Source organism: Spongiimicrobium salis (assembly GCF_043678055.1).
GTDB classification, from domain to species: Bacteria; Bacteroidota; Bacteroidia; order Flavobacteriales; family Flavobacteriaceae; genus Spongiimicrobium; species Spongiimicrobium salis.
Map to the genome: position 1 here is coordinate 1,067,831 of NZ_JBHEQA010000001.1, position 21,899 is coordinate 1,089,729.

Genomic DNA, 21,899 nt, shown 5'->3' on the forward strand with positions numbered 1-21,899 from the left:
GTTAATGGGATGCATCGGGAATACCTATACAATAATATCCTAAATTGCTCTTGCAAAATAAACCCTATTAAGGAAATACTTTCATGTTAAAAATTGCTTATCACCCCATTTACCGTCATGACTTACCGGATAAGCATCGTTTTCCAATGATCAAATACGATTTGTTACCACAACAATTGATCTATGAAGGGACATGTACCACAGAAAACTTCTTTGAACCAGAAATCCCCAATGACAAATATATTTTAGCAGTACATGATCCCGAGTATTTCTATGACCTCCTCAACATTAAAATTCCTCCTCGAGAAGCTCGAAAAATTGGGTTTCCGATTTCGGAAGATTTGGTAGAACGGGAACGTATTATCGCTGATGGGACCATGAAAGCCTGTGAATTTGCCTTGGAACATGGCATTGCCATGAATATAGCCGGAGGCACCCATCACGCTTACACCAATAAAGGAGAGGCCTTCTGTATGCTGAACGACCAAGCTATCGGCGCCCGATATCTGCAACAAAAAGGCATGGCTCAAAATATATTGATGATCGATTTGGATGTGCACCAAGGCAATGGCACTGCAGAAATCTTTAAGGACGACCCCAAGGTTTTCACCTTTTCCATGCACGGAGAAAAAAACTATCCTTTTAAGAAAGAAGCTTCCGATATGGATATCGCTCTGGAAAAGGGCACTAAGGATGCTACTTACCTTAGCATTCTGAAGCAGACACTCCCTGAATTAATTACACGATTGAAGCCCGATTTTATCTTCTATCTCTCCGGGGTGGATATTTTGGAAAGTGACAAATTGGGCACGTTGAGCCTGAGTTTGGACGGATGCAAAAAAAGAGACGCCTTCGTCCTACAGACCTGCCATGATTTAAAGATTCCTGTGCAGTGTAGTATGGGGGGAGGGTATTCTCCAGATATCAAAACTATTATTGAGGCTCATGCCAATACCTTCCGATTGGCCACCCAAATTTATTTCTAAGGGGGATTATTCTTCAAACTCCTATTATTCGTAACTTTGTGCTTTAAAACTATTGATTATGTTATCTGAAAAATTAGAGGTTGCACTGAACAATCAAATCCGAATAGAAGCCGAGTCTTCACAAATATATTTATCTATGGCTTCTTGGGCCGAAGTACAGGGGCTAGAGGGTATTGCTGGCTTTATGTATGCACAGGCAGATGAAGAACGCATGCATATGCTGAAATTGGTAAAATATGTAAATGAAAGAGGGGGACATGCCCTTATTTCTGATTTAAAAGCTCCGAAAACGGATTTCGGCACCTTCCAAAGTATGTTCGAAGAAGCCTTACAGCACGAAATTTTTGTTTCCAAAAGTATTAATGATTTAGTACATATTACGCTAGAAGAACGAGATTACGCCACCCATAATTTCCTACAATGGTATGTGGCCGAACAGATAGAGGAAGAGGCCTTGGCCAGAACGATTTTGGACAAGATCAATCTTATTGGAAATGACAAGGGAGGGCTATACTTATTTGATCGCGATGTAGAGCAAATTACCGTAGAAAGTTCTGCTGGAGGAGAAGGTGCTTAACATTTTTAACACCTTTTTTTATTTAGATTGAATTAAAATAACTAGATTTGCCCGGTTATAAACTCCATAGCATTGGGCAAAAAGAAAAAAGTAGCGGAAAAAAAGCTGAAAAAAGCTTTAAAAAAGGAACAAAAAAGTATCCTAAAAGCTATGGTCCCCAAAGGATGTAAAACCAAGTGCTGTAAGAAGTATAAAAAAAGTGAATCTAAACGCTGTGGGCGTTGTCCTTGTTTTGACCTAATCAAACAAGTGGCTTAACCCAAATTAGATTCTTGGATATAAAAAAACTCGATACTATAAAAGTAGTATTGAGTTTTTTATTGGGCATGAATCCCTATTGCTATCTAAAAGATAAAATAGGTACTTAATACCAGTATGGTTATTGCTCCACCTGCAAGTATTGCATACTTCCAAGGTGTGGTATCGATTTCCTTGGTCACTTCTGGTTCGTAGGCAGTGGTCTTGGGTTTCAATGCTCCAAAAAGCAGCATGATTCCTACATTGACTACAAAAAGAATACCCATGATATGCAAAAAGTGCGGATAGGCTTCAGCTTTAATTACACTTAAAGCTTTGGGATCTGTAATGCCATTTGCCGCGGCAGTTTCCAAAGCACTGTTGGTAAAATAGGGCCCAAGACCCAAAAGACTGATCAAATACATAATTACTCCGGCTATCAATACAAACTTCGCTCCTAGAGCAGGAACATGTTTGGTATAAATCCCAACAATAATCACCGCAAAAATAGGTACACTCAAACTACCCAATGCCTGCTGGATATAGCTAAAAAGTCCATCCGGGGCATATCCGATAAAAGGCGCAATGAACAAGGCCAACAAGGCCAGGCCAATTCCAAATTTTTTCCCCGCCTTCACCGTTTCCAATTCCGTGGCATCTGTCTTAAAGTGTCGTTTAAATAAATCAAAACCAAACAAAGTAGCACTACTGTTCAATAGACTATTGAAAGAACTCAGTACGGCTCCAAAAAGGACGGCCGCAAAGAACCCCAAAAATTCTGGTGGAAGTACTCTTCTTACCAATTCAGGATACGCTAAATCTGCATTATCCAAAGTTCCATCAAACAAATTCCAGGCGATGACTCCTGGCAGTACCACAATCACCGGAATAAGGAATTTCACCAAAGAAGCCAAAATAACTCCTTTTTGGGCTTCCTTTAAACTCTTTCCTCCAAAAACCCGTTGTAAAATGGCCTGATTGGTTCCCCAATAATACATTTGCGCCAAAATCATACCGGTAAAAATAGTGCCGAAAGGAATGGAAGAATCTACTTCTCCTTTTAGGTTAAATTTTTCTGGATTTTCTGCCCAAAGCGTATTGAGTCCCGAACTGATACTCCCATCATCCCCAATGGCCATTAAACCAAAAACAGGAATCAAGAGCCCCCCGATCAATAATCCAATGGCATTGATCAAATCCGATACGGCAACTGCTTTAAGCCCTCCAAAAATGGCATAAATTGATCCTATAATACCAATAGTCCACACGCAGATCCAAATCGTGGCCTGTTGTGATATGCCCAATACTGTGGGAAGATCGAACATGGTACTAAAAGCCAAAGAACCTGAATATAATACCGTGGGTAATAAGACAAGACCATAGGCGAACAAAAAGAGTGTAGATAGAATCGATTTCGTATTGGCATCAAACCTATTCTCCACAAATTGTGGTATCGTGGTTATTCCTTGTTTCATGTATTTTGGTAGGAGCACCACAGCGGTCAAAATCATAGCTATGGCCGCTAAGGTTTCCCAGGCCATTACCAATATACCTTCGGTAAACGCCTGTCCGTTTAAGCCTACAATTTGTTCTGCAGAAAGGTTGGTCAGCAACAGGGAACCCGCAATCGTTATTGCCCCTAAACTCCTTCCTCCCAAGAAGTACCCATCGGCCGATTTTTCATTGGTACCCCGGGTACCTAACCAAGCAATTACTGCTACTAATAATGTAAAACCAATAAATGAGCCAATGGACAGTATTTCCATAATCTAAAACGTTGGGTTAGTTATATTTTCTTTAATTGTACCATACCGCAAGGAGGTACTTTTAATCGCAGCAAGCCTTTTTCTAAATTGATATTCTCTTCTGCCACTATTTTCCCCTCACAATCATAAACTTCACTGTGATACATTTGGGAACCTTCTGGGCACTTTAAAATCACTTCATGGGCTATCTGGGCGTTGAATATATGAATATTATCTGATTTTTGATCAATGGTAGCTACATATTCATCGTAGATTCCAAGAATCAAATACCCATTTTTAGTGATTTTCTTTAAAGGATAATTTGCCAAGGGTTTAAAAGGAATAAAATCGCCATCTAGTAAAACTTCTTCATGGGCTATCCAATATTGGGTATAAAATTGGATCATGGCCAAATGTGAACTTGGAGCATCCTGCAACATTATGGATAATTGCGGCACTCCAAAAAGGGTGTTTATCATCTGAAGCGCCGCGATTTCCACAGGTTCTTCTTTATGCCAGGTCACCATATCCGAATGTACTGCCGTGTTTCCACATAACATCTTAATATCGGCAATGCGCACCCGGTTCATCACGGCATCTCCCGGACAGTCAAAAGCACGAAACATATTTCCGTATTTCCGCATGGCCGGTCCCGTATATTTTTGTCGAAATTCTATAAATATTTCCGGATTGATTCCTTGTAAGGTCTGGATAATGTCTGTCATCAGGCGATCTACAGCGGCATTGACAGAAGTGTAATCCATGACATTTTTTAGGAAGGGAACTGTATCCTCATACCCTCTAAAATCATCTATAAAATCTAGTTTAAAACCATCTAAATTCCAATCTTTAAGGGCATTTGCATATATGCCGATCAAATAGGCCCGCACTTCGGGATATCTGGGATCAAAAACAGGTGCCCATCTATGATTCTCTGTCAAAAATTTACCTTTAAAACGCTGATAGGCTTCCGATTTCTTTCCACAAAACGGTACCGAATACCAGAGAGCAGCTTTCATATCCAGGGCATGGATCTTGGCGATGAACGCTGCCATTTGAGGAATTCTATCTGGCCTCCAATCCCCGGTAAAATCATACCCTCTATTGTCGTCCTTGGTTTGCCAGCCATCGTCAATGATCACCGACTGATATCCCATATCTTTTGCCATTTCCAATTCCTTTAGAAGTGCTGTTTCCTCTAAATTTTGATGAAATTGGTACCAAGTGGAGTATAAAGGTTTACGAGCAATGGCCGGCACGGATGCCGGTGTCAATCCTATGTCGTTCTCCCACCAGGCGGCAACACGCTTCAGGGCATTTGAAAAATGTCCGGCCCTTTGATCCAGTCGCAATTGAGCCTTGAACCTATCTTTATGACAGCTTTCTGTAAATAAGCTTAAGCGGCAATAGATAAAATTATCTTCTTCGCGAAGCTGGGCGTTCATTTCTATTTTTTCGATAGCTTCGGAGCAGGCAAAAGTAAAAACATTGCTATCGTCATGACCAAAAATACTGAGTACGGGAGCATCTATGGAAATTCTTGATTCCATAGGAAGCAACTCCCAATCTGCCTGTATTCTTTTGGAGAAATCGGCTGTAGGTTTCCAAATTCCCTTTACATTAATAGATGGGATTTTCCATACCAAGGTCACCTTTTCCGAAAAAACACCCGTGGTATTGGAAAACTCCAAATCATAGATCGTTATTCCGTCTAAATCATGGGATTTTATCAGTTTTGAAGTCATTTTTTCGTCTACTCCAAGTATGGTAATCTCATCCGTGCCTATCATCGTATTTTTAAGCATTTCTTTTCTTTTTATTTGATATTGAAGACAAGGGTCTTTTCACTGTTCTGGGGAGTCAGTATTCTTGGATTCCCCTCCTTATCCTTAAACATAATCGTGTTATGGTTTTGCCCAGGCGCATAAAATCCTGATTCCGCGCTGGAAATAGCATCAAAACCTCCTTTTTTCTTTCCTTTTAACAGAATCCCTGTTAGGGCGTCCTGTTTTCCGTAATGCGCTTCTCCTGTAAAATCGTTTCCCGTGAGCAGGGCATCCATAATTCCATCGGCATCAAAATCTTTCAATAAAATGGCATTGATCGGAGCCACTTGGCATACATCTGGAAGGGCTGTCAATTTGAAACGGCCACCTCCTAAATTTTCGGCGTAACTACTGGCAAAAGTATGGGCTACCAGCGTCTCTTCTTCTAGTTTCTTAATATTTAGCATGGGTTCAAAATCGACCTTGGCAAATTCCCCATAGGTCAAATAGCGCTTTTTTAAACTTACCAATTGCTTCATCATATCGTCCCTCGTGGGAATAGGCAGCAATCTGCTTCCTTCGGCGGTATCGTAATATTGTGCCAATACGGGGTCAGGACTTCCATTAGCATCAAAATCATTTTTATAGAGGTACAAGGGTTTGCCCTGTTGCGGCTGTAAAAACCCGTTTAACCCTTGATTTCCAATGATAAAATCCATATCCCCATCCCCATCAAAATCATTGGCAGCAATAGTATTCCACCATCCCTCCGTAGTAATGGGATTGCCCTGTTCATCAACCCAAACCAAATCCATAGGCTCCAAAGTTCCCTTGTTGTTTTTCAAGATCATAATGGACATCCACTCGCCCACAATAACTAGATCTTCCCATCCATCGTTATCCACATCCGACCAGTTGGCATCGGTCACCATTCCTATATTACGAAGAAGAGGAATATTGGCGCTCTCAAATTTTCCTTCGGTATACCTCAGGAGTGTACTTTCTGGAATATGGGGGTAGGCACGTGCCGTCATCCTTCCCCCTAAAAAGAGATCCAAATCTCCATCCCGGTCGATATCAAAGGGACGAATACATCCATTGTTTTGATGTAACGAAGGTAAAATGTTATCTATCTTCGTAAAGTCTCCCTCTCCATTATTTTCATAGAGACGGTCCTGATACCATTCAGAACCTACAGGATATTCGTTTCCACCACTAGCAATATAGAGATCCATATCCCCATCTTGATCAAAATCCAAAAACTCGGCATTGACATCCTCATAGGGGGTCTCGAAAAATTGCCTAGGCTCGTATTTCCCCTCTCCATTCTGAAACCATAATTGCCCTGCTTGCCCCTTGCTACCACCTATAAAAATTTCATCTCCGGGCAAACCATCCACATCTGCAGCGGCTATACAAGGTCCCTGTTGGGAATACTGTCGCATTAGAAGATGTTGATAATTGTAATCATTGGAAAAATTTTCCTGATGTACAAATTCCAATATTTCTTCATTTTCAACAAATTGTCTTGCCCCTTCCCAATGCTCTTTCTTGGGTGTATTGACTAAAGAATCTTTTGTAAATGTCCATACCCTATCCGTTTCCAGGTCGTATAGTGTGGTCATTTTTCCGGAGGCCCAGTAGATTTTCAGCGAATCAATGCTGGTCTTGCTACTTCCAAAATGAAGGATAGGCTCTACGGAAGATAAGTATCCTTTTACCACAGATTGATATTGGGATTGGCGTTGACCGTTTTCCCAGAGAATCACTTTGGCACCAATGGCCTTGGAATTTCCTTTTTCCGCCTTTAATTCTATCCTGAGGTAATGTCCCTTTTTCTTATTTTCCAGCGTATTCTCCAAAAGAAAAGCCGGGGCATTGATATTGTTTACCACAATATCCAAATCTCCGTCCAAATCCAGATCGGCATAGGCTGCGCCGTTGGAAAAAGAAGGTTGTTGCTCCATCCATTCCCCTGCCTTGTCCTTAAAATTGAGCGTCCCTGTATTTTCATAAAAGAAATTAGGGACATGAATTCCTGGAAGTTCGCTGACAAATTTTTTCAATTTTGCATTTCTGGCCTCGGGCGTACCAAAGAGGTTATTCTGATTGGAGAAATTGATAAAGTCCAAATCCGTAATATCCTTGACGTACCCATTGGTAATGTAAATGTCCTTATCCTTATCATTGTCAAAATCCATAACCAAAGGCGCCCAACTCCAGTCCGTACTAGAGATACCGCTCATAAAACCAATCTCACTGGCCCGGACGGGCTTGGAATCCATAAAACCATTGTTCAATTGTAGGGTATTGTGCATGTACTGTGGGGTATACTTGTTTTTAACCCCCAAGATATATTTGTCGTAATTCATAATCCCCAACATCTTCTTTTGACGCTCATAGTCCAATGGAAGCATGTCCAACACTAGGATATCTGGCCGAGTATCATTATTAACATCGGCTATATCCACGCCCATGGCATTATAGGTTTCATGCCCCAAGAAGGCTTTGCTTTCTTCCTTAAAACCTTTGTGCAGCTTGGTAATGCTATCATACCCTTGATTTACATAAAGCAGATCTTCGGTAATGAAATCATTGGAAACGTAAATATCCGGCAATTGATCATCATTAAAGTCTGTAAGACCTATCCCCAAACCAAAACCCGCATGGTCTATGCCCATAGCCTGGGATACGTTGGTAAATACAGGATGTCCTTTTTCCACATCCCAATGGTTCTGCATCAGATAATCCTTTAGGGTATTGGGATAGTACTCTTTAGGTATGGGGGTGTTTTTATTGATTTTTGTATTGCCGTTATGAACGATATAGGCATCAAGATCCCCATCAACATCATAATCAAAAAATACAGTCTGTTGGGCATAGTTACCATCATTCAATCCATAGGCTTCCGCTTCTTCCCTAAAAATGGGAACGTCATTTTGAATCCCTTTATTGATAAAGAGCAGGTTGTAACAATCCTGATTACAATTGGCGCCGCCCACATTAAAATAAATATCATCCCATCCATCATCATTAATATCCACAATACTCACTCCGGTTACCCAGCTTTGTGTTTGTAGCCCGGCTTTTTCCGTGATATCTTCGAATTGCAGGTTTCCCTTATTCAAATATATTTTTGAGGACACTTGGTTTCCCGTAAAAACAATATCAGGCAATCCATCGGCATTGAAATCCCCTATGCCTACACCACCTCCATTATAACAATATTGAAAATCGATGACATTAATGGTTTCATTTTCCGTAATGGTATTTTGAAAAGTAATTTTGGAATGGGAGGCATCTACATAGGCAAATAGCTCCCCTTCTTTCCTTGAAGTACAAGAAAGAAAAAGAATTCCCAGCATGATGAGCAATGTATCTCTTTTTGTCATATGCGGCTTGGCTAAAAAACCGATGCAATTGTTAATTTAACAAAAGCCAAGCAATACAAATTGCTTAGCTTTTGAAAAATCAACTTAAAAAAATTAAACTAAACTCAAAAAATAACAGGATCTAATATCCTGGGTTTTGTGTCAAATTAGGATTGGCATCCAACTGAGGAACAGGTATCCAAAGTAGTTCATCACGTCCTGGTGTAAAGACGGCTGAAGCACCGGCCAATGACTTTGGATGTCTTCCTCCAGCAATGGTAGAACCAGTTCCCAGAACTGCTTCAGCCAGGTTCCAACGTACCAAATCCAAGTAACGGTGTCCTTCTCCCGTTAATTCCATAATACGCTCATCAACAATGGCATCGAACACCTCATTCTGAGCCAATCCTGCCGGAAGATCGGCAATCTGCGCTCGTTGTCTTACTTGGTTGATCAAGCCTATGGCATCGGCAGAATTCCCGCCTGCGTTCTCCGCTTCCGCCAGCATGAGGAGTACATCGGAATAACGAATCAATCGCCAGTTTACTCCAACGGTATGTCCAAATCCAGGTAAGCTTTCCCGATTCCCTGCAAAAAGAAAAGCGTATTTACGCGTAAATAAAGGATCTACCCCAGCCACTTGAGCAGCTTCGATGTCCGGTGCAAAATCTTCAAGGAATGGACGTCCGCCATAACCTGTAGCACCAGGGTAATCAAATGCGATGGTTGCATTTCTTCTAACGGTATCTCCATTATCCTCAAACACCTGTAGAATGTGAGGGTTGATATAATGTCCTCTATCCAAACTTACGGTTGGAGGGGAATAATCGATAAAAAAGTTACTCTGAGAACCTGTTTGCGGAACATCTGCACCCCAAACAAAATTGTCTTGAGGAGAGAACTGCAATTCAAAGACAGATTCCGAATTGTTCTCATTGGCTACGGTAAAATTATCTTCATACTCTGCCGCTGGAAGCAATTGATATACTCCGCTTTGCACCACTGCCCTTAAATCTGTAGCAGCCTGGGCAAAATTCCCCATATACAAATTAGTTTTTCCCCTCAGGGCTAGGGCCGAACCTGAAGTAGGTCTTCCAATATCCGAATCTGGCCATGTTTGAGGCAGCATATTAGCGGCCTGTTCCAAATCTGCCAATACCGAATTGAACACCTCAGCCTGAGTAGCTTGGTTCGGGAAGAAATCTTCGTCCGATTGGGGCGTCGTTAGAATTAAAGGCACATTCCCCCAAAAAGCGGCAAGATACCAGTTGGCAAAGGCACGCATAAAATACGCTTGTCCCAGAATTTCATTTCTCGCCGCACTTCCTGTAGGCAAATTTTCATCATTTGCTTCTTCCAAGATGGTATTGGCCCTAAAAATAGTCTGGTACAACTGTGGGAACATATCTACGGACCAACGGCTAACCCCGGGAACACCTTGAAGTGTTGATAAGGTGGTATTGTTGGCAAAGGGCACTACGTTAAACGCATCGGAACGTAACAAAGGCCCCGTATGCACTACCCTTCCCCAGAAAAATACTGCAGTGATCGGATGAATCATCCCGTTTACGGCAGCTCTAAAATCGGCCTCCGTATTAAAGAAATCCAACTGCGAAACAGTATTGGGATTGGATATCTCCAATTGATCTTCATTACAGCCATTAATGGGCACAAAAAGGGCTGCTAAAAGTGTGAATATTAAAATCTTTCTTGTCTTGATTCTCATGGTGTCAAAAATTTCTTTGTTTTCATAACTATTTTAAAAAGAAGCCTGTAACCCCAAAATAAAGGTTCTGGGTCTAGGTTGTGCACGTAAATCTACACCTCTACCAAAAATTGGCGGAGTGTTCACAGGAGCTCCGAAAAATCCTCCTCCTGTTCCAGAAGGTGTAGATCCTACTTCAGGATCATATCCAGAGTATCCGGTAATGGTAAAGACATTTTGCATGTTATAGAATATTCTTGCGCTACTTACCCAGGGCAAGTTAACCACTTTGGTTAAATCATAACCAATTTCCAAACTCCTCAATCGCAAATACGATCCATCTTCTACATAAAAATCAGAAGGCAATTGGTTCCCAACATCATTAGGAAGAGAAGCTCTTGGTACATTGGTATTTTCATTTTGTCCCAATACAAAGGCATCTCTCAGGAAACCAAACTTATTCCCATCCAAAAAGAATGTTCCGGTAAAACGTGTAGCATTAAAGATTTCGTTTCCTTGAACCCCGTTAAAGGCCAGGCCAAAATCCCAATTTTTATAGGTTCCGTTAAAGGTTAATCCATAGGTGAAATCTGGTATGGGATCTCCAATATTGGTTCTATCATCATTATTAATGATTCCGTTTCCGTCTAAATCCACTCTTCTAAAATCCCCTGGTTGCAATATGGCTCTCCTTTCCGGGTCATTGGCAACGCCCGGGTCACTGTCTATTTCTGCCTGGCTTCGATAAATACCATCATTTCTAAATCCGAAGAAGAACCCTAAAGGTTGCCCCACCTCAAATCTATTTGGCGTATTCCCTTCCTCATCGATAGAAGGTCCTACCAAAGGATTGGGAAGATCGGTTAGTTCGTTGCTTATAGTAGCAAAGGTAAATCCAACATTGAAATCAAAATCACCATCAGAATTATGGTTGTAGTTCGCTTGAAGCTCAAATCCTGTGTTTCTAATGGATGCTGCATTTTGAATTACCGGAGTGGCCGAACCTGTAGTTGAAGGTACAGAAACTGCAGCAAGGACATCATCATTATCCCTTCTAAAATAATCCAAACTCACCGCTAAACGATTATCCAACAAACTTGCATCTGCACCAAAACTTAAGGATCTTGCCGTTTCAAAAGTAATGTTTTCATCTACTAAGGAGGTTATTGCAAATCCGCCCGCAGGCACATCGCCAAAACTAACATTTGAAGAGGTGTTCAATACAGATTGGAATACAAAATCTCCAATATTCTGGGATCCCAATTCCCCATATCCCCCTCTGAACTTCAATGTGTTTATAATACCATCTTCTGGCCACCAGTCTTCGTTACTCGTTACCCAACCTGCAGAGAAGGAAGGGAAGACGCCAGAGTTGTTTCCGTTTTCCGAAGAGAATCTGGAGGTAGCATCCCTACGAAGGATTCCCGTAAAGAGGTATTTGTCGTCAAATTTATAATTCACCCTACCAAAGACAGAAAACAAACGGGAAAGAAATCTACCTCCTCCAGTATTAAGTACCAAGTCCGCAAATCCAGCTACGTTGGTAATATTATTGGAAGGAAGTCCTTCTACTTGAACAGCAAGAGAGTTGTTATCTATTTGCTGCCGTGCACCCCCGATCAAAACATCGATATTGTGCTTCCCGAAAGTGTTTTTATAGTTAATGGTCGGTTCTACGTTCGTCGACAAAATCTCTCCACGCACCTCCGTCAAATCATTGGCATCATTGACATTAACTTCTTGATCTGTAGGACTCAAATCAAAAGTGGGCCTAAAGAAGTTGCCGTATGTATTTCTATAATCCACCCCGTAGTTCAGCCCCAGGGTCAATCCCTCTACCACTTCAAATTTCACATTGATGTTTCCAAGGACATTGCGTTGCGTGGTTTGATCATCTACCAATTGCGCCAGAGCGAAGTTGTTGGTTCCTCCAGAACCATCGAATAAATTGGAATCTATGGCTTCAAATCCGCCTTCCCGCTCTGGAGCAGACGCTCTCACGATCGGGGCTGTAAAGGTGTTGTTCCCAAAGAATGGATTCTGCGTAAAATCGCGTTGATTATAAGAGAATGATTCTTCCACAGAGAACTTTCCAAAGTTAAAGCGACTATTCAAACGCACATTGATTCGTTCAAAATCACTACTGATTACAATAGCTTCTTCGTCATAGTAGTTGGCAGAGAAAAAATAAGAAGAATTTTCCCCTCCACCTGAAATGTTAAATCCGTAATCCTGAATAATTCCCGTATCTAAGGATAAATCTTGAAAATCCGTGTTGACTCCAGGGTCTGCAATATTTCCCGGAAGGCCTTCATTGGCACTACGTTGATTTAAGAAAGCGATAAATTCAGGTCCGTTCAGCAAATCAATAGTTCTTCCTACCGTATTTACACCAAAGCGAGTATCCACGGTAACTTTAGGTGCTGTATTTGCTGTACCTCTATTCGTGGAAATAATGATTACCCCGTTGGCCGCTCTTGTACCATAGATTGCGGAAGAAGTAGCATCCTTCAACACTTGAATATCTACAATATCCTTAGGGTTGATAAAGGTAATATCATCTACAACGGTACCGTCCACAACATAAAGCGGAAAGGTATTGGTCAAGGAACTGATTCCACGAACAATAACATTGGTTCCTGCGGCCGGTTCCCCACCAGAGCTTTCTACTTGGACCCCTGCAAGTCTACCTTGGAGTGCATTTGTAGGATCAGCGTTTACAATTTGTTTGATCTCTCTCTGTTTAATTTGGGAGATGGCTCCAGTAATATCTACCTTAGCCTGAGAACCAAAACCTACAATGACTACCTCATCCAATTGCGCGGAATCGATCTCCAGTACTACGTTGATCGTAGATTGTCCATTCACAGCAATCTCTTGGGTGGCATACCCAATATAACTAAACACCAGTACTGCACCTTCGGCAACACTTAACGTATAATTACCATCAAAATCTGTTGTAATCCCGTTGGTCGTTCCTTTCTCGATGATATTGACCCCTGCCAAAGGACCATCTACGTCAGAAACTGTACCTGAGACCTGTATTTGAGCACTCATTGTAAAACTGAGAAAAATGAATGCCAAACCCATCAGTTGTTTTAGCTTTTTTTTGTTCATAAAATTGAGAATTTAAGATTGATTAGCTTTTAAGCCTTAGTTAGCTGAAGCAAAAAAGATAGCTTTTATCTATGCTATGATACTCTATGCTACAAGGCAAATGTAAAATAAAAATTATCAAATCAAAAAATAAAACGTACAAAAAACGTTTATTACTCAATTTACTATTGCAAAAATTGCTTGTTTGCTATTTTTTGTGGGAATTTTATAAGGATACTAAAGTGAGTTCCTTTTGATTAAATTCAAAGAGGTAATCAATTGGGTAGTCCCTCCATTTTTAACATGGTCAGCGGCTTTTTTGGCCATGTCGTTAAAGTCTGTGGATATGGTGGTAATCCCGCCAAAAATAATTTGTTTGACCACATGATCGTTATGTGACAGAATTCCGATATCCCGTCCGATGCTGAAGTCATTATTATGGGCATCGCGCAGTACTTCCCATAGAAAGGTATCACTGATAAAGAAATAAAGATGATTTTTCTTTAGGGAACCAGAAGCATATTTTTCTTTTACCTCTCCGTTAATTCCATGGGTTTCTACAAAGGTATTGAAGGCATTGAAAACCCCTATGGGGTAGTCTGCTTCATCATTGAAAAACAGTACCATTTTTTCATAGCGATTAATTTTTGGCAAAAGTTCAACCAGCTTTGTATAGGTATTCTCCTCAAACTCCTGAGAAATATAGGAATAGTCCTTGGGCATGGGCAGATAACGATCTATAATCAGTAATTTTTGTGGGGGGATGGTCACCAACAAAGGACGTATCTTAGGAATGGGAATGGGTGCGACAACATACATGCCGTATTTTCCTTTGATGTTTGAAAAAATAGTTTCGAAAATGCCGCTGTTGTTATGATGAAAGAAAACATCGATCTGGAATCGTTTGCCCAATTCTTTTCGGAATGTATTATAGAATTCCTCCTGGAAACGTTGAAAAGAGTACATTAACAAGGCTATCTTGAGCGTAACCTTGGTTTCCTGACTTATAATATAATAGCCTTTTAATTTCTTGGATTCTACTAATCCGCGTTCCTTAAGTTCTTCGTAGGCCTTTACGATGGTTTTACGCGCAAAACCCAATTCCTGGACCATTTCATTGATTGAAGGTAACTTATCCCCTGTAACCAGAGCTCCAGCATCGATGGCTTCGATAATCCCATGCACTAGTTGCTCGTGCTTGGATAGGGTATTTACATTTTGAAGATTTCTTATGTTCTGCAGTAACTCCATGAATGGCTTGCGGTAGTACTTTTGTCTTGGCTTTTGTTGGTATTAAGTCCATAATATTACAAAAAAAAAGATGAAGCTTCAGCACAAAATAATTCCTAAGCCATGATCTAAAGCCGAAAATAGCTTCTTCACATCCTTGTGGGATTACCATTTCAATAGAGGAAAAATAGTTCAAAATCAATGGAAGGTATTCTGTGAATGACCTTCCATTGTTCTATTTTAGTCTTGACAACAAATGCACACCCCATGGGTTGGATGTGGATGGGTTCCTGCGGGACAGGTGGAATCTGCATTAAATTGTGGAGATCTACAAACAACTCCACCACTGGGAGAAAGTCCTCCCTGCAATTTTTTTTGTTCGGGCAGTGTAAGTACCTTTCCTAAACTTGAAACATTCTTTAGCATAGTCTTAAAAATTAATGATTTAAAATTCCGTGAACATTTTGAGACACGCACGGTCTATGTCTATTTTCAATATTTTAAAAATACGAAAATATTCGCTATTAATTTTTATTATTCTTTCTTTTTTTAAAGAATTTACTTTCTTTTTTTAAACTACTCGTTTGCTCCGTTCAGATATAAGCCCAGTTTTATTTTCCAATACGGCCATTTTCCTTCAAAATGATCAAAATACGGTTTTAGTCCTTCTTCTTTCAAGACATTTTTTGCACTTTTTAGCTTTTCCATATCCTCTTCCTCAAAAAACTGCTGTAAATCTACCTTTCCTCCTTCTTCGTGAATACGTTGTAAATGACCATATACAGTGTCTTCCTTTAATTCCCGTTGTTCTGCGATCTCTGCCACGGAGCATCCCTCTTGAAATAAGGCAAAAGATTTTTTATGCGTTGCCAACTTGGGCGTTACAGCTTTTTGATGATTTTTAATCGCTTCGATAAAGACGTCGGCATATTTCTCCAACTTCGCCTTTCCCACACCCAAAACTCCCGAAAATTCAGCTCTGTTTACTGGCAATTTCTTTTCCATATCCTTTAGTGAGGCATCTCCAAAAATAACATAGGCCGGAACACCTTCCTTAGTCGCAATTTGCAATCGCAACATCCTAAGTTTATCGAATAAGGTATCTTGGGTTGCACGTTTCCTTTTTTGCGTTTTTTCTTTGGTGGGCTCTTGATGCAATACCGCTAATTGAACAGGGCGCTTTCCCTTTAAAATCTCCCAGGCCAACGATGTTAACTGCAATTGTCCGTTCATTTTAAAATTAATTTCCAGCACGCCCTGATTCAGTAATTGTATGATATATTGTTGCAGATCTTGCCAGGATACGTCCTTGACCGCGCCATAGGTTTTGATTTGCTGGTAGCCTTTATCATAGATTTGGGCATTTTGAGCCCCTCGCAGTACATCCACTAGAACACCCATTGGTTCTTTTTCTTTTAAACGGGCAACGGCCGAGCAGATTTTTTGCACCAGAACGGTAGCTTCAAAATAGGCGGGAGGTCGTTTACAGACGTCACAATGCCCACAATTACCCCCAAGCTCTTCCCCAAAATAATGGAGCAAGGCAATTCGCCGGCAACTCAGTGCCTCGGCATACTGCTGCATGCGTTCCAATTTTGCGTATTGTACAGCAGCATTTGCACTCTGATCGATAAACTTCCGCAACTGTACCACATCAGCATAACTATAAAAAAGTAAGGTTGCTGCCGGGAGGCCATCTCGACCACTTCTTCCGATTTCCTGATAATAGCCCTCGATATTCTTAGGCAAATTATAATGAATTACCCAACGCACATTACTTTTGTCAATCCCCATCCCAAAGGCAATGGTCGCCACAATAATTGGCGTTCTGTCATTGATAAAATCTTCCTGTACCCGGGTTCGTTCTTCATAAGTCATTCCTGCGTGATAGGCTTTGGCAGCATATCCCGAATCCCGTAGTTTTAGGGCTAATTTTTCGGTTCCCTTTCTACTTAGGCAATAGATAATACCGCTCTCCTCAGAACGATGTTCCAAAAAGGTGAAAATCTTCCCTATTCGATCTAATCCTGGCAATACTTCAAGGTAAAGGTTTTGTCGATTGAAGGAAGCAATATGACGCTGTGCCTCTTTTACATTCAATTGTGCTACGATATCATCCTGTGTAGTACGGTCTGCCGTTGCAGTCAATGCCATCATAGGGACTTGGGGAAATTCCTTTTTCAGGTTCCCCAATTGGGTATAGGCAGGCCTGAAGTCGTGTCCCCACGCAGAAATGCAATGTGCCTCATCTACAGCAAAAAGACTGATGACCATGTCCTTTAACAGCAGTTGAAGTCCTCCCAAACTTTCCGGTGCAATATAGAAGAGTTTTAATTCCCCTTTTTTCAATGCCTGAATGGTTTCTTCCTGCGCTTCCGGTCTTAAGGAACTATTGTAATATGCTGCCGCCACTCCATTCGCCTTGAGTACATCTACCTGATCTTTCATCAATGCGATCAAAGGCGATATTACAATGGCCGTGCCCTCTTTGGCCAGCGCTGGCAATTGATAACAGAGTGATTTCCCTCCCCCTGTTGGCATAATGGCCAAGACATCCTTGGCAGATAGCACATCGGATATAATATCGTATTGATTGGGGCGAAAGGTATCATAGCCAAAATGCGTCTTCAGCAATGCAAGCAATTCAGATTTGGGTAGTATCTCGGACATGTGTTAAAAATAAGGATTGTTCTTTAATTGTAATTTTTCCAATACGTTCTTTCCATGGGAATCATAGGAAATATATTTTCTACCATTATATCTTCCCTATTGCTCTAGCATTGCGATAAAACTTTATGGCAACCAAAATATAGGTTTCCCATACGCATATTCGAGGGAAACCTATCTTTAGTTTGTCTGATGTATCTGGTATCTTATCTCTGGTTTAAGAAGCACTCTTATTCCCCAACATCAATAGTTCATAACATTTGATTTCGGTGATATAACGCCGTTCCCCATCTTTGGTTTCATAGGAACGATGGGTTAGTTTTCCTTCAAGGGCCACTTCTTTGCCTTTGATTAAATAATTTTCTACAATTTCAGCGGTATTGCCCCAAGCAATAATATTGTGCCATTGGGTATCCGTAATTTTTTCGCCTTGGGCCGTTTTGTAGGTCTCATTGGTCGCAAGCGCGAATTTTGCCAGTTTTTTACCATCTTCCATGGTAAGGATTTCTGGGTCCTGTCCTAAGTTTCCAATCAACTGTACTTTGTTTCTAAGTGCATTCATCATAATAAAATTTTAAGGTTAAACAATTGATACTATCGAGTTCTGATGTTTCGACGAGGCAAACTTAAGCCCCATTTCCCCTACGATTCGGTTAGGAAGCATTTATTTTCGTTTGTAAACGTTTGTAGTCGTTTGAAAACGAATATAATTTCCATCAACACAGACTATTTCAATTCATCAATGCATTTCACCTAAACAAAATACTTTATAATTAATTGTAATATTTTTCTTACTTTTATAAAATAATCAGCTATCATCCTTAAGGCATCCGTAGCAAGTTCATTGGGAAAGTATCCCTCAATCGGGGTTACCCAATCAAAGAAATAGTATCGTACTTAATGCACAACTTTAAACAATCATTAAAATTATTCAGTATGGAAAATGTATTAAACCTAGGTAAAGTTTTAACCAAATCAGAACAACAATCCATCCATGGCGCCGATAAATATCGTAATTGCACATGTGACCCTTGTGATTTAACCTGTAGCAGTAGTGGTCTTTGTCCTGACTGTGAAGTGGAGGATATGCCAGAGGATTAGGAGTTGTTCTATGAAATTCACAGAGACTAGCGAACTACGGTTCGCTTTTTTTATGATTGTCCTCATCGTAAATTCATAAGCTTCTTTCACAATACTATGACTTCTTTGACAGAATACAATTATACGATCGGTAAAAATATGTGCCAGCGTACCAATATATCATCCATAAGAATAAGATACCTCTATGTGATATGAGCTAAAGATTCCGCTTTAGTTCACTATATTCACTACCTTTAAAAGGAATACAAGCACAACACCCTATGGATGTACAACAAAACAAAGAAAACGCCATAGCCTTTTATAAAATGGCCTATGAGGGCAATCCCAAAGAAGCCATAGCATTATATGTTGGACAAGAATATATTCAACACAATCCGGATGTGGCCGACGGCATCCAGGGTTTCATTGATTATTTTGAACGGATGCAAAGCGAATATCCTGACAAGTCCATTTCTTTTGTACGATGCATTGCCGAAGGAAATCTGGTGGCGCTGCATACGCATCAGACCTGGCCGGGAAACGACCAATATGTCACGATGGATTTTTTTCGTTTCGATGAACAAGGAAAAATATGCGAACATTGGGATGCCATACAACAGATTCCCGAGCAATCTGCGAACCCCAATACCATGTATTGATTAACTACTCCCATAAATGAATGTTATAGTACGACATATGATTATCGTCTTCCTGCTTTTATTGGCCGCACTGCCCTTACGGGCTCAGACCAAAGATACCCTCCAAATGAAAGAGATCTATCTGGAAAATGATTTGGTCTACCGCCAATCCAATGACGAACGCTTTAGTGGCGTGGTCCAGCACAAACGCAAAAATGGGCATTTGGTCTATGAAGAAGTATACGAGGATGGCATTATCCGGGAAGCCTATGAGTATTATAACGGAAAAGGGAAATTTCTTTATCGCAAAACTTTATACCAATCCTATAAACTTTGGGTCCTTGAAAAAGAATTTATCTATGGAAAATCCAAAAAAGATTGGAGTCAAATCAATAGTTATAATGAAAAGGGCCAGAAAATACTGGAAGAGGGCTTTGAAAACGAAAAACTAGTGTACCGCTGCGAATATTTGGGCAAAAAGAAGCACGGACAGGAATTCTGTTATACGGACGAGGGCGACGTACTGATTCAGGAATATATTCACGGCAAAAAAGTGCGAAAGAAAAAATGACATCAGGTGTATTGACCGCTGTTTTCCTAAAACTATAGGCTAGACTTATGAAAAAAAATTTAGAAACCGATCGCCTCCTCCTTCGAGAATTTGAAATCACTGATTCCTATTTCATTCTTAGCTTGCTCAATACGCCCGGATGGTTGGAATTTATTGGTGACCGGGGTGTGAAAACGGTATTGGATGCCAAAAAATATTTGGAAACCGGTCCTTTATACAGTTATCGTGAGCATGGGTACGGCCTTTGGGCTCTTCAACTAAAACATAACGGAAAATGTATTGGTATGTGCGGATTGCTGAAGCGAAGTCGTTTCAAATATGCAGACATCGGTTTTGCCATTTTGCCTAATTTTGCAGGCAAAGGATATGGATTTGAAGCGGCTTCCGCCACTATGACTTATGCCACACAAGTATTGAACATTCCAAGGATAATCGCCATTACCAAACCCGAAAACAAGGCATCCATAAAGCTATTACAAAAACTGGGGCTTCATTTTGACAGGACAGCAGAATACCCCAAAAATAATTTCGTCTCGGTTTTTGTGCCTAGCCAGACGATTGAAAGCTAAAATTACCACTAGATTTCACATAGCATTAACGAGATCCTTCCTTATTAGAATTTCAGAACTTTTATCTTTGCCAAAAATTGATTTTCCTCAGTCTATCTTATGAGGTTCCTATAGAAAAAAATACTTCAGATGAAAAAAAGATATTATAGTAGTTTATTGGCCCTCTTCCTTTGTACCATAGGTATTCAAGCGCAAATCAATAAACCCAGTCTAAGCCCCCGTATTGTTACCCAACAACAGGTTGGTCTTGCCAATATTACTTTGGAATATGGGCAACCCAATGCCCAAGGGCGGAAAATATTTGGTGCCTTGATTCCTTACGGAAAATTATGGCGTACCGGCGCCAATGCCTCCACAAAAATCACTTTTGATACTGAAATTGCCTTAGCAGGCAATAAGATTCCAGCAGGTACCTACGGCCTTTATAGTATCCCAGGTAAAAAGGACTGGACCATCATTATTCATAAAAACAGTAAACTTTGGGGTGCGGGAGGCTATAAAGCGGAAGAAAATCTATTGCGATTTACGGTTCCCGTGACGCCACTAAAATATGCCAGGGAAACCTTTAGTATCCATTTTGAAAATTTCAACACCAACGGAGGGGATATGGTAATTGCTTGGGAAAATACGAAAATCGCCATTCCGTTGTTCGTGGATTCGGACGCCCTTATTTTTGCTGAAATCGATGCTAAAATTACCAATGCCTCCGGAGATATTAGTGCGCAGACTTATTTTGATGCCGCCCAGTTCTATTATCTGAAAAATGTAAAATTGGATACGGCCACCGCTTGGTTCGATAAGGCCATTGCCATGCGGCCCAATGCTTTTTGGTATGTGTATTACAGGGCTGAATTGGCCTACCACCTTAAAGATTACAAAACGGCCAAAACCTATGCCAGCACGTCCTTAGAAGGGGCTAAAGCCAGTAGTTCGAGCGACTATGGCTATATTGCCAAATGTACCTTGCTCTTGGAAAAAATCGCACAAAAAAGTTAAGTATCCCAACATGCGCTATTTGCTGCAAGGAGAACATACGGCCCGTATGCTATTCCGAGAGGTCCGAACTACGGATTATGAAGATTGGTTACCGTTTTTCCAAAATCCTTTGAGTCATCAATACTGGGTGGCCAATTATGAAAGTCCGGAAAAAGAATGCAACAAATGGTACGCACGCCAAAAGCAACGCTATGAGGAAGGTTTAGGCGGAATGAATGCCCTTATTGAACGAGATAGCGGTTTATTGGTGGGGCATTGTGGATTACTGGTACAGGAAGTAGATGGGCAGCAGGCGCTGGAAATCGGGTATTCCTTACTACCTCAATTTTGGAATAAAGGCTTTGCCACCGAAGCAGCAATGCACTGCAGGGATATTGCTTTTAAAAAACAGTATGCAGATCGTCTAATTTCCATCATCAGCCTAAGTAACCTTCCTTCCCAGCAAGTAGCGCTTAAAAACGGTATGCATAGAGATTACCAAACGATCTATCGCAATAATCCAGTGTATATTTTCAGGATAGATCGTGAGACATGGGAAAAATTATAATGAGGCCCCTCCTTTTTTAGTAGTCAAAAAACATCTTTTCACTTAAAAACCATACTGCTAGATAAAAAATAAGATCCACTCTCTTCCTTGTTTCGTTCCACGAAGAATATCCTTATCT

Annotated in this window: 16 protein-coding genes; 7 read left to right on the top strand and 9 right to left on the bottom strand. The window is 40.7% G+C overall.

The features are described 5' to 3' along the window. The first annotated feature begins 83 nt into the window (after positions 1-83). Positions 84-986, top strand: coding sequence for a histone deacetylase family protein (locus tag ACEXOE_RS04900; protein ID WP_394747613.1), 903 nt, complete (start codon positions 84-86; stop codon positions 984-986). Between the two features lie 58 nt (positions 987-1,044). After that, positions 1,045-1,563: a ferritin gene (locus tag ACEXOE_RS04905; RefSeq protein ID WP_394747614.1), complete on the top strand. Its 519-nt coding sequence runs from the start codon at positions 1,045-1,047 to the stop codon at positions 1,561-1,563. A 344-nt stretch (positions 1,564-1,907) separates the two neighbouring features. Here the strand turns inward: ACEXOE_RS04905 and ACEXOE_RS04910 are convergent, their stop codons facing one another. From ACEXOE_RS04910 to ACEXOE_RS04950, 9 genes are all read right to left on the bottom strand, one after another. Further along, the gene (locus tag ACEXOE_RS04910; protein WP_394747615.1) at positions 1,908-3,566 is read right to left on the bottom strand and encodes a solute:sodium symporter family transporter; all 1,659 of its coding nucleotides are present in this window, start codon (positions 3,564-3,566) and stop codon (positions 1,908-1,910) included. A 20-nt stretch (positions 3,567-3,586) separates the two neighbouring features. Further along, positions 3,587-5,350: a glycoside hydrolase family 36 protein gene (locus ACEXOE_RS04915; RefSeq protein WP_394747616.1), complete on the bottom strand. Its 1,764-nt coding sequence runs from the start codon at positions 5,348-5,350 to the stop codon at positions 3,587-3,589. An 11-nt stretch (positions 5,351-5,361) separates the two neighbouring features. Continuing rightward, positions 5,362-8,703 (bottom strand): VCBS repeat-containing protein, encoded by a 3,342-nt coding sequence (locus tag ACEXOE_RS04920; RefSeq protein ID WP_394747617.1) that lies wholly within the window; start codon positions 8,701-8,703, stop codon positions 5,362-5,364. A 121-nt stretch (positions 8,704-8,824) separates the two neighbouring features. Further along, positions 8,825-10,408 carry a RagB/SusD family nutrient uptake outer membrane protein gene (locus ACEXOE_RS04925; protein ID WP_394747618.1) on the bottom strand — a complete coding sequence of 528 codons (1,584 nt, stop codon included), beginning with the start codon at positions 10,406-10,408 and terminating at the stop codon, positions 8,825-8,827. Positions 10,409-10,441: 33 nt separating this feature from the next. Beyond that, on the bottom strand, positions 10,442-13,504 hold the full coding sequence (locus tag ACEXOE_RS04930) for a SusC/RagA family TonB-linked outer membrane protein (protein WP_394747619.1): 3,063 nt from the start codon (positions 13,502-13,504) through the stop codon (positions 10,442-10,444). Between the two features lie 216 nt (positions 13,505-13,720). Next, a complete protein-coding gene (locus ACEXOE_RS04935; RefSeq protein WP_394747620.1) occupies positions 13,721-14,734 on the bottom strand; it encodes a GntR family transcriptional regulator in 1,014 nt (337 codons plus the stop codon). A 219-nt stretch (positions 14,735-14,953) separates the two neighbouring features. Continuing rightward, positions 14,954-15,139 (bottom strand): hypothetical protein, encoded by a 186-nt coding sequence (locus ACEXOE_RS04940; protein ID WP_394747621.1) that lies wholly within the window; start codon positions 15,137-15,139, stop codon positions 14,954-14,956. A 150-nt stretch (positions 15,140-15,289) separates the two neighbouring features. Next, on the bottom strand, positions 15,290-17,383 hold the full coding sequence (gene recQ / locus ACEXOE_RS04945; RefSeq protein ID WP_394747622.1) for a DNA helicase RecQ: 2,094 nt from the start codon (positions 17,381-17,383) through the stop codon (positions 15,290-15,292). A gap of 214 nt (positions 17,384-17,597) precedes the next feature. After that, on the bottom strand, positions 17,598-17,942 hold the full coding sequence (locus ACEXOE_RS04950; RefSeq protein WP_394748494.1) for a single-stranded DNA-binding protein: 345 nt from the start codon (positions 17,940-17,942) through the stop codon (positions 17,598-17,600). Positions 17,943-18,741: 799 nt separating this feature from the next. Between ACEXOE_RS04950 and ACEXOE_RS04955 the strand changes: the two genes are divergently transcribed. The 5 genes from ACEXOE_RS04955 (at position 18,742) to ACEXOE_RS04975 (ending at position 21,781) form a co-directional block, all read left to right on the top strand. Then, the gene (locus ACEXOE_RS04955) at positions 18,742-19,119 is read left to right on the top strand and encodes a nuclear transport factor 2 family protein (RefSeq protein ID WP_394747623.1); all 378 of its coding nucleotides are present in this window, start codon (positions 18,742-18,744) and stop codon (positions 19,117-19,119) included. 16 nt (positions 19,120-19,135) lie between these two features. Continuing rightward, complete coding sequence (locus tag ACEXOE_RS04960) at positions 19,136-19,669, top strand: hypothetical protein (RefSeq protein WP_394747625.1); 534 nt, start codon at positions 19,136-19,138, stop codon at positions 19,667-19,669. Positions 19,670-19,716: 47 nt separating this feature from the next. Next, on the top strand, positions 19,717-20,238 hold the full coding sequence (locus ACEXOE_RS04965) for a GNAT family N-acetyltransferase (protein ID WP_394747626.1): 522 nt from the start codon (positions 19,717-19,719) through the stop codon (positions 20,236-20,238). Positions 20,239-20,367: 129 nt separating this feature from the next. Beyond that, entirely contained in the window at positions 20,368-21,234 is an 867-nt protein-coding gene (locus ACEXOE_RS04970) for a DUF2911 domain-containing protein (RefSeq protein WP_394747627.1), read from the top strand. 10 nt (positions 21,235-21,244) lie between these two features. After that, the gene (locus ACEXOE_RS04975; RefSeq protein ID WP_394747628.1) at positions 21,245-21,781 is read left to right on the top strand and encodes a GNAT family N-acetyltransferase; all 537 of its coding nucleotides are present in this window, start codon (positions 21,245-21,247) and stop codon (positions 21,779-21,781) included. Positions 21,782-21,899 lie beyond the last annotated feature (118 nt).